We start from the raw sequence: 20,324 nt of genomic DNA, 5'->3' as shown, positions 1-20,324 counted from the left end.
TTCGTATACCCTGATGCCGCTGCCCTGTTCACACAGGGCAGCAAGCAACGGTTAGTGAGTCGGGTTGTGATCGGGTTTGGCTATCAGGTGATCCAACGAGTAGGTCGCAGAATGCAGATCGCCGCTTGCATGAGTAGACAGCGCAGTATCAATGCCATGCGCGACCTTCGCCGGACTGGCTATTTGATGGTGATCGCCGCCGCTTTGAATGTACTTCGCAATATCCACGCCTTCGTGCAGTTCACGCGCCAGATCGCTGAGATCGACCTTATCGAGCACGGCCTTCGCCTTATCGTCAGCGCTCAACACGGCAGTTGCCTGCCCGTGTCCGGTCGCGGCTGGCGCATAAGACAGAGATAATGCGTTGTCGTCGAACAGGTTGTGCAGCGCGTGCTGCATCGCGGCATGATTTCCTTTATCCGCCGTATGCCCTTTGTGTGGTGCCGGATCATCCATCGTCACATTCAGCGTTTGCGTATACGGCGTAATATTGCCGTGGTCATCATGCGCCTCAACCAATACGCTTACGCGGTTATGGCCTGCCCGGAACGCTGAGGTCTCGGCCTCAATGTCATAGGTCAGCCCATTATTGCCCTGATGAAGAATCGCATCGTACTGATGCCCATTTACCAGCGCTTTAATATGCTCCCCATCATGCACATCACCGCTCACGCTGCCGGTGATATGGGTGATAGCCCCCTGTGCTTCCGCACGTGAAATATGGTTGTCCCCGGTGAGTTTATCCACGATAAGCGTGGCGTCTGCCTGTTGATCCACAGCATAGGTGTGGGACGTTGTCTTTGAATACGGGTTGCCTGGCGCATCATGACCGTTGACCTCAACCGAGAACGCGGTGTTCGCTTTCATCACATCGCTGTCTACATCGACATGATAAACCCGCTCACCATTCCCCAACGTATCTACCGAACCAGTATATTCATGACCACCAATCTTTAATTTGATCGAATCCCATACATCCACATCGCCGCCAAGATGCCCGGTTACCCTCACCGTCGTTCCCTGAAGTTCCTGCTGGTTCAGGACGTTATCCTGGGTGACGCTATCAATATCCATCGTTCCTGCAGCAGTCCTGTCAATAGTGATGGTCTTATCGGTATGGATCTCATCACGGTTACCTGCATCATCATGGGCGGTGACGTGAGCGGTTATTTTTTGATCGTGAATCAGGTCAACCGTACTGGCATCTACGCTAAATACCTTCTGCCCGCCGCTGTTTTTCACATCAGCCACCAGATCTTTACCGTTAACCGTAATGGTCACCCGATCGCCAACATCCACGTCCCCGGTCACATAACCGCTGATAGTGGTTTTCGCATGCTGAGTTTCCTCGTTATTCAGCACATCATCGACTGACACTTTGTCCAGCACGATGCTGGCATCAACCTGCGTATCAATAGTGACCGTTTTGTCGTTCACGGCATGCATTGGGTTCAACGCCGAATCCTGCCCTTCTACGCTGACGTGAATATTCGGATCATTTTGCAGCCCGACCGTACTCACCATCGCTTTGTAGCCCAGTTGCCCGTTCATATGCGGTAGCTCAATGACACGCGTATGTACTGTGACGCCATCGACGAGAATGGCGACTTTATCACCGAGATGCACGTCGCCATCCACCGTACCACTCACTTCAACGCTACCGTCTTTCACTTCATCGGCATTGATAATATCGTCGCCGCCGACGGTGTTGATGGTCACGCTGCCGCTTGCCGATTTATCAATCGCATAGCCCTGCGTGAAGCTGGCGGACTGCACGTTACCGTGATCGTCATATCCTGAGACTGTCGCGACAATCGCGCGATCGGCCAGCAGGTCTTTGGTGTAAATATCGACGCAGTAGTGATGGTTATTATCGACAGTCGCCGCATAAGGGTTTCCGTTAACCGTCAGCGTTACCTTATCGCCCGGGTGCACATCTCCGGATACCGACCCCGTTACGGTCATCTTAGGTTGCAGCGATTCCCGCGCGTTCAGCACATTGTCACCGGCAATGTTATCTATCGTCACGCCAGCATTAGCGCTCAGATCGACCACGACATGGCTGCTGGCAGAGGCGCTCCCCAGGTTGCCGTTATCATCCGTCGCCATGACCGTCGCGATAATATCCGGGTTATTGTGCAGATCGTTGATACTGACCTTCGTCGACCAGGCCAGGTGACCATGTTTATCATCATGCACGACCGCAGTTAGCGTATTGCCATTGACCTGCAGACTCACCACGCTGCCATCGTGGATCCCTTCGCCGCTGACCGTGCCGCTGACGGTCGTTTTTCCGCTTTGCGCCTCAGCCGCATTGATAACATCATCACCGGCGATCTTATCCATCGTTATCTGCAGCGGGTTATCCGTATCGACGGAGATGGTCTTCTGCACCGTATCTGTGGCTGTCCCAGCCGTGATGGAGACATCAAACCTCGGGTGCGCCTGCAGTTCGCTGGTCGGCACATCAATCTCATATGCCAACTGTCCCGGCATCGTCGGGAGGCTCATAACATGCCCTGTGTACTGCACATGATTGATGGTGACAATCACTTCGTCCCCGGACTGCACGTCGCCGCTGACCAGGCCACGGATTGCCGTTGTCGCCTTTTGCGCTTCATCGTGGTTGAGAACATCATCGCCCGCCACCTTATCAACGGTAAGATGCACGGTCGGTTGGTGAGGTTGCGTGGTTCCTGTTCCCGTTGTCGTCGGGGTGTGCATACTAAAAGGCGTATTGGCAGGCGTATAAGTCTGGGTTACCCACGGGAGATCGATAAATTTATGCTCTACCGCTGTCGCCGTGTTGCCGTGATCGTCATGGGTGGTGATGGACACGGTGATATTGCCGTTGTTATTCCAATCCTGAGAAAGAATATCCAGCGTGTAACCCAGTTGCCCATCAGGGAGGGTAATAACATGCGTTTCCAGATGCGTGTTGTTACCCACATCAACGGTAACCAAATCATTAAGCTTCGCGTCCGGGGTAACATGCCCGGTTACCGTCACAAATTCCGGGCGGTTTCCAGCGGGTAGCGCCCAGCCTCGCCAGCTCAACGCAGAATCAATCGTAATCCCGGCATCGGCAACGGTATCAACCACCACAGGCATGTCATCGTGCCCGTGTGCAATATTGCCGGCGTCATCTTTGGCCGTCACTTCGGCATGAATATGCGGATCCATTAGTAGATCCAGAGTCGACACCTTAGTGCTGAAAGCCCGCTGGCCGTTGTGATCTTCCACCTGCGCATAATAGATCTGATGATTGATGGTGAGTTCAACCGTATCACCGATTTTGACATCGCCTCCCACCGTACCCGTAACCGTCGTTTGCGGCTTAAGGGCTTCGTCGTGGTTAATCACCGCATCACCACTGCCAGTGACGATCGGATCGATATGAACAATCGCGTCAATCTGGTCGTCGATAATCACGGTGCTGTGCGCATCTGCCGTGGCGTTATTTCCTGCCGCATCAGTGGTGGTGATGGTTGCGGTGATATGCGGATCGTTTTGCAGCCATTGCGTATCCACGCCAATGGAATACCCCAGGGTTCCCAGATTGGGCAGGTTTGTCACCGTCGCATCAACCATATGGCCGCCGATATTCAGGTGCACCACATCATTAACCCTGGCATCGCCGCCCACCGTACCGCTGACGATCGTCGTGGTTTGCCCCAATTCGCTCTTATTCAATACATCGTCGCCCGTTACCAGATCGATGGTGATTGAGGCCAGCGCTTGCGCGTCCAGCGTAACCGTATGATGCGCTGTAATTTGCGCATGGTTCAGGGCATCGTCCGTGATATCCATGGTGACGCTGATATGCGGATCGGCAACCAGATCGGCCGTCGCAACGGGAACGTGGAATCCCATTTGTTGATTACCGCGATCCTCTACCACACCGGAATAGGTATGGCCGTTGATGGTCATGGAGAACGGATCGCCGGGGTGAACTTCCCCGCTCACCGTCCCGCTCACCATCGTATAGCCATGCATCTGCTCGGCGAGGTTCAGGGTATTATCCGGCGTCACGGCATCAATGGTTATCTGCGCATCGACACGGGTATCGATAATCACCGTGGTTTCTGCATTGGCCGTCGCCGGGTTGCCCGCGCCATCGGTGGTGCTGACCGTCGCGGTCAGATGCGGATCGGAGATCAGATCGGCGGTACTGACCTTAATGCTATAGCCGAGAACCCCACCTCCGGTATCGCTCACTTTTCCCGTCAGGACGTGGCCATTCACGGTGAGATAAACGACGTCATTTACATGAACATCCCCAGCCACTTTCCCGGTTACATACGTGAATGGTTGTTTTGATTCATCACCATTAATCCTATTGTCGCCAGTGACGGGATCAATCGTCAGCATGGCTTTGGCATGTAAATCAACCAGCAGGTCGTGCGTTATCTCCGCTTGCTGGAAATTATGCACATTATCTTCACCGACTACACGAGCAACGATATGCGGGTCTTTGACCAGATCGCGGCTCAGAACGTCCAGCTTATATCCCAGCGCATTGTTATGTTCCGGGAGTGCCTGCGCGGTTGTTTCGTAGGTATGACCGTTGACGATGACCTGAACTTTAGCGCCCGCGTGTACATCGCCGGACACCGTGCCCATCACCTCAGTGAGATGTTTTGCTGCTTCTGCGCCGTTGAGCTTGTCATCGCCCGCTACCGTATCAACGGTGATTCCCGCCCCGGCATGATTATCAATATGCACCACACGGGTTGCGGTGGTTATAACCTCATTTTCCACCGCATCGTGAGAGGTAACCGTGACCTTAACGGACACATTTTTATCCTGGAGCCCCTTATTATCACTGAACGCCGTTGAATCAACGGGGACTTGATAGCCCAGATGTCCGCCACCAAGGTCGATGACCTTGCCGTTAAACGTCTGGTGATTGATCTCAACGATCACCGCATCGCCAGGCTGCGCGTCCCCTCCCACCTTACCGCTGATGAGTTGCATCGGCGTATCCAGCTCCTGGTGGTTAAGGTTGTTGTCGTCAGTAACGTTATCAATAGCCACGGTACTGTGCGCCTGGGTATCCAGCGTGACGGTTCGATGCTCCACCGCAACCGCCTGATTGCCCGCAGCGTCGTGGCTGACCAGCGTGACCATTACGTCGTTGCTGCCTTCCTGCAGCACACCCGTTGGTACAAACACTTCGTAGCGCAGAACGCCGTGATCGTTAACCACTGTGCCACTAAAGTCCTGATTTTGCCCCTGCACGTGAACAGTCACCACGTCACCCGCTTTGGCATCCAGACCTTTCGCGATACCGCTAATCAGCGTCGGCATGCGGTTTTCAATGGCGTTTACCACATCATCGGACGCCACCACTGCGGTCGTCACCACGTTTTTAGCAAAATTATCGATATGCACTTTATGGCTGTCAGTCGCGATGGCAAGGTTACCCGCCGCATCATGCGAGGTGACCGTGACGTGTACGTCGACATCCGTCAGCACATGAACGCTGTTGTTCGCAAACGCTGAGGAGTCCACATCAATACGGTAACCCAGCTTCCCCTGACCAAGGTCAATGACCTGACTCTCGTACTGATGACCATTAACTACCAGTTGGATCGGGTCGCCGACCTTCGCATCTTCCCCCCCGACGATGCCCGTAATGCGCTGTGTCGCCGCGGACAGTTCCTGGTAATTGATGACATTGTCCGTGGCAACGTTATCCAACGAGATAGCGTTATCCGCATGCGTATCGAGGGTGATAATACGGTGCGATTCACTGGTCACCGCGTTGCCCAGCGCGTCATGGCTGAGCAGTGTTGCGACCACCGCATTCTTACCTTCATGCAGAGTTCCATGCGGCAAAACCACTGCGTAGCGTAACTGACCATTATCGTTGATCACCGTGCCGCTAAAGTCCTGTCCTCGTACGCTGATGGTCACCGCATCGCCAACTCTGGCATCGCCCCCCGCCACAATACTCACAATGGTGGGCATGCGATTTTCGTTGGCATTCACCACATTGTCCGTCGCTACCGCATCAATTTTGAGCGTGTTTTCCGCATAGTTATCGATATGAACTTTATGCGTATCGGTGGCGATGGCCAGGTTTCCCGCCGCATCATGAGAGGTGACCATCGCGGTAATATTCACATTCGTCAGAACATGGCCGCTGTTATCGGCAAATGCAGAAGAGTCCACATCGATGCGATAACCCAGCTTACCGCGGCCAAAATCAACCACCTTACCGCTGTACTGATGCCCATTTATCTCCAGTAAGACCGGATCGTTGACCTTCGCATCCTCACCGCCAACAAAACCGGTAATCGTCTGTTTAGCCGCAAGCAGTTCCTGGTAATTCAGCGCATTGTCTGCAGTGAGGTCATGTATGCGGATAGTATTATGCGCCTGCGTGTCTAACGTGATGGTGCGGTGTGCCAGCGCGGTAACTTCATTTCCCACCGAGTCATGACTGACCAACGTCACCACTACGTCGTTTGTACCTTCCTGTAAGGCCGTCTTCGGCAATGCGACTTCGTAGCGCAACTGCCCGTTATCATCAACGATTGTTCCGGCATAGTTTTGCCCATGGACGCTGACGGTGACCGCATCGCCCGCTTTAGCATCACCACCAGCGTCCCCGCTAATTAGCGTTACCATACGGTTTTCAATGGTGTTGACCACATCGTCCGTCGCCACAGCATTGATGCTGACCTGATTGGTGGCGAAGTTATCAATGTGCACGCTGTGGGTGTCGGTGGCGATCGCCAGGTTACCCGCCGCATCATGAGAGGTGACCGTGACCTTCACGTCCACGTTACCGTCGACCGGCACGCTGTTGTCAGCAAAGTCTGCAGTGTTTACCGTGATACGGTAGCCCAGCGCATTGTGGCCTAAATCGATAACCTCCCCGCGGTACTGGTGACCGTTGATCTCCAGTTGTACCGGATCGCCAGGTTTAGCATCTTCATTGCTGCCAATGGTGCCGGAGATGACCTGGTTACGAGTGTACAACTCACTACGATTCAGGGTGTTATCACTATCTACATCATTGATTGTCAGCGAGTTATGCGCCTGAGTGTCGAGCGTGACGGTACGGTGCGCGAGCGCGGTGACTTCGTTACCCGCCGCATCGAGGCTGACCAGCGTTACCACCACATCGTTTTTACCTTCCAGCAACGTTCCTTTCGGTAATGCCACTTCATAGCGCAACTGACCGTTATCATTGACTACCGTTCCGGCATAGTTTTGCCCCTGTACGCTGACGGTGACCGCATCGCCCACTTTGGCATCACCGCCTGCCACACCGCTAATCAGCGTGGTCATGCGGTTTTCAATGGCGTTGACCACATCATCCGTCGCCACCGCGTCAATGTTGACCTGATTGGTCGCAAGATTATCAATGCGCACGCTGTGGGTGTCGGTGACAATCGCCAGGTTGCCCGCCGCATCGTGAGAGGTAACAGTGACCTTCACTTCCACGTTACCATCAACCGGCGTGCTGTTATTGGCAAAGTCGGAAGCGTTAACCGCAATGCGATATCCCAGGCTGCCGTTGCCAAGATCAATCACCTGCCCGCTGTACTGATGATGATTAACCACCAGCTGTACCGGGTCGCCCACTCTGGCGTCTTCTCCGCTGACGGTTCCGGAAATCACCTGGTTGCGCTTATACAGTTCGCTGTGGTTCAGGACGTTATCATCTGTCACGTTATCGATAGTCAGCGCGTTATGTGCCTGGGTATCCAGTACCACGGTACGGTGCGTCACGGCGATGGCCTCATTGCCTGGCGCGTCGTGGCTGACCAGCGTCACCTGCACCTCATTCGCGCCCTCTTTCAGGGTGGCTGAAGGCACCACGATCTCATAGCGTAGCTGCCCATGGTCGTCGAAAATCGTGCCATGAAACTCTTTGCCCTGAAGGGTCAGGATGACCGGGTCGCCCGCTTGCGCATCGCCGCTGGCGACGCCAGAAATGACGGTCGGCATACGAAACTCATTGGCATTGACGACATCATCATTCGCCACCGCGTCAATAGTCACGGCGTTTTGCGCGGATAAGTCGGTATCAACATGATGCTCGGTGGAAACCGTTGTGCGATTGCCGGCATCGTCGAAAGAGGTCAGCGTGGCGTGAATATTCGGGTCGTTCAGCAATCCCTGAGTCTGTACCGGAATGGTATAAATCAGAGCGCCATTACCCGGGTTAGTAACGACGCCGGTATATTCTTTACCATCAACCAATAAGGTAACGATATCACCTGGTTTGGCATCTCCGCCTGCACTCCCATGGATCATCGTCTGCGGCTGGCGTGACTCTGCGTAGTTGATGAGATTATCAGGGGTAACGCTATCGACCGTAATATCAATACGTGGTCCGGTGATATCAATCAACGCATGATCGACACTTTCTGCCGTTCGTCCTGTGACATCGGTCGCTATTGCCACTACGGTTACATTTCCTGGCACTAATCCGCTAAGGTCGGTATTAATATTCCAGTGACCGTTATTCACCGGAACCTCAACGGTGAATGTGTTTTTTTGGCTATCTGTGAAGGTAAGTGTGACGTGACTTTGATTACTGGTGCCGCTTAAATGGGTCTGGTGAAATTCACTGTTGTTAATAAATCCGTCATTACCGGCAAACTCGGTAATTTGCACTTCAGGCGGGAAAACGCTCGCCGAGCCTGCTCCCACTCCTCCAACCGGCAAATTGATCTCCCAGTTCGGGCTACCCAGACCTTTAGTATTAAAACCCGCTGTAGGATCAACCACCTGTCCGGTTAATTCAAGCTGAACCAGGGTGTGACCACCGCCACCGCCCTCAAGCTGTACCGGCGCGTCATTACCCGCCGCGGTGGCTTCCAGCACCTGCGTCGGGTCAGCGCCGTCGGCAATGGCTTTTTGTACGGCGGCAATATCCTGGGCATCATGCTCCGGATTATGGTTGACCTGTAGCCCGTGTTCGCCCCAATGGCTGTTACGGCCAATATCCAGCGTCTTCCCGTCTGGTAAAGAGAGACTCACCGCGCCGCTGGCGCCGGTCACAATTTCCTCACCGCTATATACTCTGTCGCCCTCATGAACAAGTCGTTGTGCGCCATTAGCATCGACAACGTATACCTGCCCAATGATTGCTTTGATCACACCGAGTAATTTGCTCACCGTAACCTCACTTAATTACCATCATTATTTTTATAAAATCGTTAATATATTAACGAACAAATATCACATTCATTTAATGTAAACATTAATATCTCAATGTAGAAAAAAACACATTTTAAAGAATGCAATTACATGAGACTTGACTGGCAAATGAATATAATAAAAAATAACCAAAAATAAAACACGATGTGACAAAACATGTCTGAGAATAGCTGACCATAGGCTTCAATTAAGACAATTTACCTTTGTTAATTAATATAACGTGTTTGTAAAAATGGATGATAGCGACGACAGCAGGATGTCATAACCGTGTCATATAAGGCATTCATGTCATGAAGAAGTTTTTAGTTTTTCTGCTTTCATGCTTTTCAATATCCTCAGTAAATGCAGAAGACTTACAAAATACCGTTAAAAACGCTTTAGCTAATCATCCTGAAGTTAATGCCGCAATAAATAGCCGTTATTCTTCAGAGCAAGAACTGCGGGCCGCTCAAGGTGGCTATTTACCCTCACTCAATTTAAATGCAGAGGCCGGACGCAAAAATGTTGATGATGCAACGACTCGCGCGGCAGGACGCAATAACGGTCTGACCCAGTCACCTAACGAAGCGACGCTGAGTCTTGAGCAAAATGTGTTTAATGGTTTTGCCACCTCCAGCGAAGTTGCACGGCAAAAAGCGACCGTTGACTCGCGCGCCTGGAGCGTGATGAACACCAGCGAAAGTACCGCTTATGCGGTCATTCAGGCCTATTTCGACGTGCTACAACGCGAAGAGTTTGTTCGCCTTGCTGAGGACGATCTGGCGAACCACGAACGCATTTACGACCAGATAAAACTGCGTACCGATCAGGGGGTTGGGCGCTCCGGGGACTTTATGCAAGCCGAAGCGCGTCTGGCGCAGGCGCGTAATAACTTGCTGACCGAGCAGACGAATCTTGAAGACGCGAAAACCACCTTTGTCAGCGTGACGGGCATGGATCCGCAAGGTTTAAGCCTGCCCGAGAGTATTGACTCTCAGTTGCCCACCTCGCTGGAAGACGCCAAAAGTCGGATGGAAAAAAACAGTCCATTACTGAAATCCGCCAATGCGGATATCGACGCCGCGCATCAGCAGTATGAGGCCTCGAAATCAACCTTCTATCCGCGCGTGGACGTTGAGCTTTCCCGCGGGATTAGTAATAACACCGACACCACCCGCGCCCATACTGAAGAGTGGGAAGCAATGGTAAAACTGCATTACAACCTGTACCAGGGCGGTAGCGACAAAGCCAATATGAACTCCCGCGCGTATCTGCATAAACAGGCGCAGGACGTACGCAATAACACGCTACGCCAGCTGAATCAGGAGCTGCGCCTGGCCTGGACGGCGTTACAAAACGCACGCGCTCAGCTTCCTTCAGCGGAAGAATATGCCGACCGTAGCGTTAAAGTGCGCACTGCTTATCAGGATCAATTCAGTCTTGGCGAACGTACGCTGCTGGATTTGCTCGACAGTGAAAATGAAGTTTTTTCTTCTAAACGTCGCCTTGTTGAACTGCGTTATCTGGCGATGACCAGCGGCTACCGTATTAGCGAACGCACGGGTGAATTAATGAATATTCTAAAAATCACACCGCCGCCATCAGGGCAACCGGTCGATTCACAACAAGAAAATAGCTTACCGGATCTGCATTAATAATTATTAATCCAAAATAAATCTCTGACCTGCACGCTGATAATTAGCTTGCTATTATTTTAACGTGCACGGTCAGAAATGGTTGCGAAAATGAGTGCACAAGCTGAATTATTAAATGAAGTATCCGGGAATTATGCTTCTCCTAATTCTCAACATCACGACCCCCGCAGTTATAATGACGATCCGCTATTAGATAGCTTACTCATTCTGTGTGCGTTGCACGGTAAACCGGCGAGCCGTTCAACATTAAGCAGTGGGTTGCCATTAGAAAACGATCGGCTCACGCTGAATATATTTCCACGCGCGGCGGCAAGGGCCGGTTTAAAGGCGCGGATTGTCACGCGCGCGCTCGATAAAATTCCGGCCATGTCTCTGCCTGCAGTCCTGTTACTGCGTTGTGGCGGAACCGGAGTATTACTGGCATGGAACGACGACGGCAGCGCCCGCTTTATGCCCAGCGAAAGCGAAGGTGGGGAGATTTGCGTCGATGTCGCCACGCTTGAACAAAGTTATGCCGGTAAAGTGATTTTTGCTCATCCGCGCCACGAATTCGATTTGCAGGCGGAAGCTTTTCTGCCACGTACCAAATCCTGGTTTAAAGACACCCTGAAGCTGTCACGTTTCCTGTATATGGATGCGGTGCTGGCCAGCCTGCTGATCAACCTGATTGCGCTCGGCACGCCGCTCTTCACCATGAACGTCTATGACCGGGTCGTACCTAACCAGGCAACGGTCACGCTGTGGGTATTGGCGGTCGGTATCTGCCTGGCTTTTATTTTTGATCTGATATTGAAAATGCTGCGCGGTATCTGCCTTGATATTGCGGGCAAAAAAAGCGATCTCATCATCTCCTCAACGCTGTTTGAGCGCATTATCGGCATGGAGATGAAAGAACGTCCGGCGCGGGTGGGCAGTTTTGCGCAGAATATTCACGAGTTTCAGTCGCTGCGTGATTTCCTCTCATCACTTACGCTGACGACGATTATCGATCTGCCCTTCACCCTGCTGCTGCTGATCGTTATCGGGATTATCGGCGGTGCGCTGGCCTGGATCCCGCTCCTGACGCTGCCGATTGCTTTGTTGTGCAGTTGGGCGTTACAAAAACCGGTCAACGCGGCAGTCACTAAAACCATGAGTCTCGCCAGCGAACGCCAGGCATTGCTGATTGAAACCCTGAGCAGCCTGGATGCCATCAAAGTGAACAATGCCCAGAGCGAACGCCAGTTTCAGTGGGAACAAACGCTGGGCAGCCTGAGTCGCCTCGAGCTACGGGTGAAAACCTTGTCCAGCCTGGCGAGCAACCTGACCGGCTGGTTCCAGCAAATCTCCGGGGTGGTGATGATTATCGTCGGGGTGTACATGATTATCGGCGGCAAACTGAGTATGGGGGGACTTATCGCCTGCTACATGCTCAACGGCCGGGCATTAATGCCGCTGGGTCAGTTAACCGGCCTTATCGCCCGTTATCAGCAGGCGAAGCTCACCATCAAAAATACCGAGAAAATGATGTCGCTGGCGCAGGAGCGTCGCGCGGATGAAAATCCGCTCAAACGTGAGCAGCTACAGGGCAGCATAGAATTTCGCGATGTCGATTTCAGCTACCCGGAACAACAGAACCTGTCGCTGCAAAAAATTAATCTGACCATTCAGCCCGGGGAACGAATCGGCATCATCGGACGCAGTGGTTCCGGTAAAAGTTCGCTCAGCAAACTGCTGGTCAATCTGTACCAGCCCAGCGCCGGAAATATTCTGATCGACGGTATCGATTCTCGTCAGTTGGATGTGAACGATCTGCGCCACAGCATCGGCTACGTGCCGCAGGATATCCAGTTGTTCAATGGCACGCTACGCGACAATTTGCTATGCGGGGCGCGTTATATCGATGACGAAACCATGCTGCGGGCAGCAGAACTGGCCGGCGTCAACGATTTTGCGCGCTTGCATCCTGACGGCTATAACCTGCAGGTTGGCGAGCGCGGCTCCCGACTTTCCGGTGGACAGCGGCAGGCGGTAGCGCTGGCACGCGCGCTTTTGCTGGATCCGCCTCTTCTGTTACTGGATGAACCCACCAGCTCGATGGACAACACCAGCGAGGAGAAGATCAAACACGCGCTGGTCCCCTGCATCGCGGGCAAAACGTTATTACTGGTTACGCACCGCGCTTCCATGCTGTCGCTGGTTGACCGCCTGATTATTGTCGATAAAGGACGCATCATCGCGGATGGCCCGAAAGCTGTGGTGATGGATGCGTTGAAAAAGGGGCAGATTAATGCATCTCGCTGATTTCCTGGCTCGTGCCCGCCGCGCTATGCAGCACTATTTTCATGGCCGTGATGAAAATCAAACTGACAGTATCAATGAAGTCAGCCAGGCCATTATTGATGACTCCCCGAGAGTGATTCGACTGACGCTGTGGACGATCCTCGCGCTGGTGGTGTTGTCTTTCGTGTGGGCTGGCTTTGCGAAAATCGATGAAGTCACCCGCGGGGAAGGTAAAGCGATCCCGTCATCCAAACTGCAAAAAATCCAGAACCTGGAAGGTGGGATCGTCACCGAACTGTATGTGCACGAAGGGCAAATTGTTAACCCTGGAACGTCGTTGCTGCATCTGGATGATACGCGCTTTGCCTCTAACGTCGGCGAAACAGAAGCGGATAAACTCGGCCTGCGGGCAAAAGTTGAGCGCCTGACGGCGGAAGTTGAAAACCGGGACTTTGTTATTTCCCCAGAGATTGCCAGCAAAGCGCCGGATGTCGCGCGGGGAGAAACTGAACTGTACAACAGCCGCCGGGAGCAGTTTCACAACGAAATATCCGGACTTGAAGAACAGTTGGTGCAGAAAAAACAGGAGTTGCGCGACTTTGAATCGAAAGAAGAGCAGTTTAAGCACAGCCTCGGGTTAATACGCCAGGAAATCAAAATGTCCGAGCCGCTGCTCGCCTCGGGCGCCATTTCGAAAGTGGAATTACTGCGCCTGCGTCGTACCGAAGTGGAAACCGCCGGGCAGCTCAACTCTATTAGTTTGTCGCTGCCCAAAGCCGCGTCAGAAATTAAAGAGATTGAGAATAAAATCGGCGAGAGTCGAGGCCGCTTCCAGAGCGATGCGCTGGCTCAACTCAACGAGGCCCGTACCAATCTGAGCAAAACCCAGGCCAGCGTAAAAGCGCTGCAAGACCGGGTGAATCGTACCATGGTCACTTCACCGGTGCGCGGTATCGTCCAGCAGGTGATGGTGAATACCATCGGCGGCGTCATCCAGCCTGGCAGCGATCTGGTAGAAATCGTTCCGTTGGATGACAAGCTGTTAATCGAAGCCAAAATACAGCCGCGCGATATTGCCTTTCTCCATCCGGGTCAGCATGCAATGGTGAAATTTACGGCCTACGATTACACCATCTATGGCGGTCTGCAGGGCGAGGTGGTGCAGATAAGTCCGGACACCGTCACCGATAAACAGGGGCGAAGCTTTTACATTGTTCGCCTGCAAACGGACAAAAACTACCTGGGAACGAAAGAGCATCCGATGCTGATAATCCCAGGCATGGTAGCAAGTGTCGATATTCTCACTGGCAGGAAAACGATTCTCAGCTATCTGTTAAAACCGATTATTCGCGCTCGCGCGGAGGCACTCAGAGAACGTTAAGCGTCTGCGCTCCCTTTTATCATGTCAGGGAGCGCATAAATTTATAACGGAGTACAGAAGGAAAGTTTTCCCCGGTTTAACGTGATTTTCCCGTCATTAACCAGTTCCTGTAAAACCTTGTGGATGGCGCTGCGGGAGATATGATTACGGGTCAAAATAAAGGTATACACGGATGTTTTCTCACGCACTTCAGGTTCCATCGACCAAATATATTTTACGTGTTCAATAATCTGCTCACGAATGGTGCGATGCGACTGCAACGCTTCACGCTGGAAATAGCGTTGCAGGTGATGCGTTAAGATATCAAACGCCTGCTTCCATAAGTTTTTAGCGGTAAACAAATGATCGGCGTTCTGCACGCTCATTGCCCACATTTCACAATCGGTATCGCAACGTAAATAGTGTCCGGCGACTTCAGTGCGCATTTGCGGCAAACCGAGTATGGCCGGAGCAGAAATACTCACGGTTACCATATCATTTTCCACACGATAAACAGAGACGGTCCCTTTCTCCAGAAACAAGATATTTCCATCAACCTTCAGATCAATACGCTGACGTTTTTTGCGTAACGACAGCCAGGCATTATCTGACTTCTTCATTTCATCACCCACAAGTACTACAGCATTTTCAATTTCTTTCTGGAACATGGGACTCTCTACCGCAAATTATGGCTTTATCAAAATTCACTTAGCATCAAAAATAAATGTCAGCCCTCAAGAAAGCTGACATTTATCCCTCTTCTACATCTGCCACCGGCATTCCCTGGTGCCGTGGGCGCGTTCAGACACATGCTGTTTTCGCGTGGTGGCGTCAGGCAGTATATTGCGCTGTCCATAAAGAATTAATGGCAATCATCTTTGCCGCCATTATTTCATCTTTCTCTTCTTTGCAAGGTAGCCAAAAAGACACAATCCATTGATTTATATATGGTTTATTTTTATTAAAAAAGTTATCATTGTTGTTATATTATGATACTAATTTGAAACACTTCGCGATTTTCGTTGTAGGATCGGGGCCATGCTGGTAGCTATTATGGGCTAAGTGGTATCATGGCTTACCAGCCACCTGGCGCATTATCAAGAGTAGAGACTACTATGTCTGAGACTGGCAATGTCAGTTATCTGATTGAAAATAAAATAATATTTACGCCAGCCACACAATGTCTGGCGCGAGTAGCTCAACCCAATCAGCAGATAAAACTCAAACACTCAGCGTCATTATGTCTTTTATTACTTATTCAGCATCGCGGCCAGGTGGTTTCACAAAACGAACTGCTGGAGTTTGGCTGGGGTAAAAACCATCGTCAGGTTAGTTTCAATGCCTTTTATCAAAGCATTCTCTCCCTGCGCAAAAGTTTGCTACAGCTGGATCTGGAGCAACCGCTAATCACAACCATCCCTCGCAAGGGGTTGATTATCCAGGAATCGTTTGACATTCAGACGATTGAGACGCCAGAGGGGATCTCTTCTTCAGGTGAAGAGTCCGTGGCCCCGGATACCGTTATAGAAGATCTGTTGCCCGGGACACCGCGTCAATCTTTGTTCACCACCGCAGAAATAATCATAGTGACGCTGACTCTTATAATTTGCGCGCTTATATTATACCCATGGCAGGCCAGCGATGATTATTTTTCCAACTATATCACGGTCAGCAAAACGCCCACTGACTGTCAGTATTACTTTAACAATGATGCCAGTAATTTCTCCCGGCATACGGCGTTTATCAACAACAATCCGGGATTGTGTCAGAGCAATAAATTCATTTATATTACGACCTATCCTGAGTCAAAGAAATTGTCCGTGCTTGTATGTCGCTCACCGATGAAAGCCAGGCAAGACAACGCCTGTCAGTCGGTTTATTACCCCCGGTATGATAGCTAATGAATTTATATCCCCGAACGTCCCGCATCCGGACAGGTGTAATCCTGCTGATCTGTTTTGCTGCGCTCATGGTTACTGCCGTCTATCGGTTCAGTAAAAACACAGGTGAACGTCATAATCTGACCTGTCGTTCAGCCATCGAAATAGTACGTAATACAAGCTCATTTCGTGGGATTATTGATATTAAAATCGGCGGGAGTAAAGGCATTGTGAATGTTGATGGTATCATCAAAGATGCCAGAAATAATGAGCAAACCGTGCAACGCATGGTCCTGTTTACACAATCCAGCTACGGCTCAAGTCCGGTCTGGATTTCACAGAAAATACAAATATCCAATCGCGAAACGGCCCCCGCCAGCCTTATTCAGGAACTGCTCCCCGATTTTTTCCTGACCAATACCAGCGTATCCAACGTCGATTATTTTGCGCTAAATAGCAAGACGTATCTGATTACTAAAGAAGGGATCCCCTACCTGTACTGCCAGAATTATGCGTTGCCGCAAAATGAAAAATTATAAGCTTTCTGGAGGCTCAACCTACGAGGGAATGCCAGAGGATAAATTTATGATTCTCCCCTCTCCAGAATACATTGTCATCGTCTGAGTCGCCCCGGAGCGGAATCTGGATCGAGAAGTCATCCTTCCCCGCTTTCCCTGAAAAGCATATCTCCGTTATCATGTGCATCTTATGTGATAACAACGAAAACAAGAATATCGCAAACCATTGAAAATCAGGGAACTGGACACAACTCCATGAGTACAATCGATAATCTCGACGCCCACACCCCCATGATGCAGCAGTACTTTCCTTCAACATCTTAACTATTGATATGATTGAATAATTCAATATTTAACCAAATTTGGTGTACATATGGGCTACATATCTTAGAAAAAAGCAATAATAGATAGCTTAGGGGAGTATACCAAGTCATCAAAAAATAATGGAACGATACTTCTTGTTCACACAGATTTAAGTTATATTCTGAATAAGTATAGGTCATCATCCTATTAAATAAAAAATAAATTTAATTCAGATGGAGAAAGAAATGATCAGTAGAGGCTCAGAATGGAATAAATGGGATCTTCATGTCCATACTCCTGCATCAGTTTTGAGAAACGAATATAGAGACGACTGGGATAAATATATTATTGATTTATTCACTAAAGCTATCGAAGAAAATGTAAAAGTAATAGGGATTACTGATTATTTTTTCATAGATGGATATAAAAAGATAAAAAATGACTACTTATCTAACCCTGAAAGAATGGAGCAATTATTAGGTGCTGAAAATTATGAGTTAGTTAAAGAAATAAAGGTATTACCAAACATCGAGTTCAGAATTGATAAATTAGTTATCGGAAAGGAATCAGATTTAAAGTGGAATAGAAAAGTAAATTACCACCTCTTATTATGTGATTCTGTTTCTCCAGAAACCATAGAAAAAGAAATTATAAACTGTCTGAAATTTGATTATTATTCAGAACCAGGTGCCAGAACAGACAGAAGAAACTTCACAAAAGAGAATATAATCGAATTTGGCGAAAAACTATGCCAACATCAACATAATTTTGCTGGACAAAATCCTTTATTTGTAGGGATGATAAATTCATGCTTCAATCTTGATGAACTCAAAGACATATTAAACACGAACGGAAAATTCAAAGGAAAATATATATTAGCTTTACCAGCAGATGAAGATCTAAGTAAAGTCAGTTGGAAGAGTCAAGGCCATGCCGTTCGGAAGCATCTCATAATGCAATCACACATGCTCTTCACTTCAAATAGTGGCACTATTGATTTTTGCAAAGGTGAAAAACACGAGACGATAAGAGATTATCTGAAAGAGTTTGGAAACATAAAACCTTGCGTTTGGGGTTCAGATGCACACTCCTCAGATAAAATGTTTAAACCTGACGATAACAGACACACCTGGATAAAATCTAATCTCAGTTTTGATGGGCTAAAACAAATAATATATGAGCCTGAGTCGAGAGTTAAAATCCAAGAATCTCACCCTCAGACAAAAGCTGGATATCAAACGATATTAAGAGCAAGATTTATATGTGAAGATAAAAAATTCCCCAAAAATTGGATATATTTAAATAAAGATTTGAATACAATAATAGGTGGAAAGTCTTCTGGAAAATCACTTTTACTTTACTTCATTGCAGCGGCTATAAATAAAAGTACTGTTTTAGAAAACATAAACTTAGCTGACACCGATAACTATGATACACAAGGTGTTGACTTTGAGGTAGAGTGGGATGATGGAAGTATTAGTTTGCTCTCTGACTTAGAGGATACAAAACCTATAACTTACATACCTCAATTGTATATTAATAAACTTGCGGAAGTTGAAGGAAAAAATCAGCTCAAAAAACTTATCGAGTCAATTCTGAAGCAGAATAGAGATTTTTATGAATTCAGTGAAGTAAAAAACTCTGAAATTAAATTAAAAAATAAAGAGATAAAAGAAAAAATTGAACTTCATCAGACATTTTCAGATAATTACACAACATTATGTGATGAAAGAAATAAGATTGGTGATAAATCCTCTATTGAAAAGGAGATCAGTTCATTAGAAGAACAATGTAAAAAACTAAGAGAAAAATCAGGATTCAACCAGCAAGAAATAATAAAATACAATAAACTCAACACCATTCTAAAAAACTCTGAGAATAGACTAAGAGTAGTTGATAACTATTATTTAAACTCCACAAAGCTAATAACTGGCCTACACGAAAGGTTTCTAGATTACACTAATGCTTTAAAATCTGATTTAGCATCCTCATTAAGTGTTGCGGATACTGCTATTTTTTCCAGAAAATACTATTCTATTATTGAAAAAGGTATGGACAGTATTCGCTTAGAAACTCAAAAGCATTTTGAGTTGAAAACGAATAAAATACCAAAACTCATCGATAAAATCACACAAATAAAAGAAAAATCAGAGTTAGAGATCACTCCTTTATTATTAAAAGTTAAGGAAAAAGAAAGCCTCGACTTATTTACCAAAAAAATAAGTATCGAAAGAGAAAAACTAAGCAAAATAAATGGACTGCAACAAGTAATAGATAAATTATTAGTAGATGCAAAAGACAACCTTTCTAATTTACAAACAAACTATGCAGAATTAATGTCTTTATATCAAGACTATATTATTGAGTTATCATCAGAGCAATATAGTATTTCTGATGATATGAAAATAATCCCTAAACTGAGTTTCAATAAAGATGGATTTGATAAATTCATAGATAATTATGACATGAGAGGCAATCTACAACCTTTAATGGGTGATGCATATGATCCTAAAGAGATTTTTGCTTTTGATGTAGTAAACCATATAGAAAAAATAAATACCATTTTAGCAAATACAAAAAAAGAAACCTGTCCCAAAGTGAAAAAAGGGATTACTAAAAAGGATATCCTTTACACACTCTACGATGACTATTTCTTCATTGATTATGAAATTATCTATAATAATGATGAAATAATAAAAATGTCTCCGGGTAAAAGAGGGTTAGTTCTTTTGAATTTATTGTTGCACCTGAGCAATGCATCGCATCCAATACTCATAGATCAACCAGAAGATAACTTAGATAACAGAACTATTTATGAACAGTTGAACAGGTTTATTAAGCAACGCAAAAAAACGAGACAAATAATATTGGTTACTCATAACGCAAACCTTGTTGTTTCCGCTGATTCAGAATGTGTTATTGTTGCAAACCAAACTGGTCAAATTAAAGATGGTGAGAATGAAGAGTATCAGTTTGAATATATCAGTAATGCACTTGAAAATACTTTTGAAAAAATACAGGATACTTGTCTTCTCAAGAGTATGGGTATAAGGCAACATGTATGTGAAATTCTGGAAGGAGGCCAGGATGCATTTAAAGAAAGAGAAATAAAATATGGCCTAAGATTCTAAATGATATATAGGAATGTTAGCAAGGTATGACTAAGAGAAGCTCCGCTTCTCTT

8 protein-coding genes are annotated in these 20,324 nt (G+C 48.2%); 6 read left to right on the top strand and 2 right to left on the bottom strand.

Translation table 11 applies throughout. The features are described 5' to 3' along the window. Nucleotides 1-51 precede the first annotated feature (51 nt). Entirely contained in the window at nucleotides 52-9,141 is a 9,090-nt protein-coding gene (locus AC534G_RS05290) for a retention module-containing protein (RefSeq protein ID WP_199983120.1), read from the bottom strand. Nucleotides 9,142-9,473: 332 nt separating this feature from the next. Here AC534G_RS05290 and AC534G_RS05285 point away from each other — a divergent pair, with 332 nt between their 5' ends. The 3 genes from AC534G_RS05285 (at nucleotide 9,474) to AC534G_RS05275 (ending at nucleotide 14,460) form a co-directional block, all read left to right on the top strand. Further along, the gene (locus AC534G_RS05285) at nucleotides 9,474-10,817 is read left to right on the top strand and encodes a TolC family outer membrane protein (RefSeq protein ID WP_085048840.1); all 1,344 of its coding nucleotides are present in this window, start codon (nucleotides 9,474-9,476) and stop codon (nucleotides 10,815-10,817) included. Between the two features lie 90 nt (nucleotides 10,818-10,907). Then, a complete protein-coding gene (locus AC534G_RS05280; protein ID WP_227410275.1) occupies nucleotides 10,908-13,100 on the top strand; it encodes a type I secretion system permease/ATPase in 2,193 nt (730 codons plus the stop codon). Continuing rightward, nucleotides 13,087-14,460: an HlyD family type I secretion periplasmic adaptor subunit gene (locus tag AC534G_RS05275; protein ID WP_110497008.1), complete on the top strand. Its 1,374-nt coding sequence runs from the start codon at nucleotides 13,087-13,089 to the stop codon at nucleotides 14,458-14,460. Before AC534G_RS05280 ends, AC534G_RS05275 begins: the two co-directional genes overlap by 14 nt. Nucleotides 14,461-14,501: 41 nt before the next feature. Here the strand turns inward: AC534G_RS05275 and AC534G_RS05270 are convergent, their stop codons facing one another. Beyond that, the gene (locus tag AC534G_RS05270) at nucleotides 14,502-15,059 is read right to left on the bottom strand and encodes a helix-turn-helix domain-containing protein (protein WP_233638715.1); all 558 of its coding nucleotides are present in this window, start codon (nucleotides 15,057-15,059) and stop codon (nucleotides 14,502-14,504) included. A 495-nt stretch (nucleotides 15,060-15,554) separates the two neighbouring features. On the opposite strand from AC534G_RS05270, the gene AC534G_RS05265 reads away from it, so the two are divergent. From AC534G_RS05265 to AC534G_RS05255, 3 genes are all read left to right on the top strand, one after another. Beyond that, on the top strand, nucleotides 15,555-16,340 hold the full coding sequence (locus AC534G_RS05265) for a winged helix-turn-helix domain-containing protein (RefSeq protein WP_110497004.1): 786 nt from the start codon (nucleotides 15,555-15,557) through the stop codon (nucleotides 16,338-16,340). Next, nucleotides 16,340-16,858 carry a YqeJ family protein gene (locus tag AC534G_RS05260; RefSeq protein WP_110497003.1) on the top strand — a complete coding sequence of 173 codons (519 nt, stop codon included), beginning with the start codon at nucleotides 16,340-16,342 and terminating at the stop codon, nucleotides 16,856-16,858. The genes AC534G_RS05265 and AC534G_RS05260 overlap by 1 nt, the downstream gene beginning before the upstream one ends. A 527-nt stretch (nucleotides 16,859-17,385) precedes the next feature. Further along, nucleotides 17,386-20,271 carry a TrlF family AAA-like ATPase gene (locus AC534G_RS05255; RefSeq protein ID WP_255085937.1) on the top strand — a complete coding sequence of 962 codons (2,886 nt, stop codon included), beginning with the start codon at nucleotides 17,386-17,388 and terminating at the stop codon, nucleotides 20,269-20,271. Nucleotides 20,272-20,324: the final 53 nt, after the last annotated feature.

The sequence above is a fragment of the Citrobacter sp. CRE-46 genome (assembly GCF_059615875.1).
The sequence above is the reverse complement of the archived record's forward strand: the minus strand, read 5'-3'. Positions and strand labels throughout refer to the sequence as shown.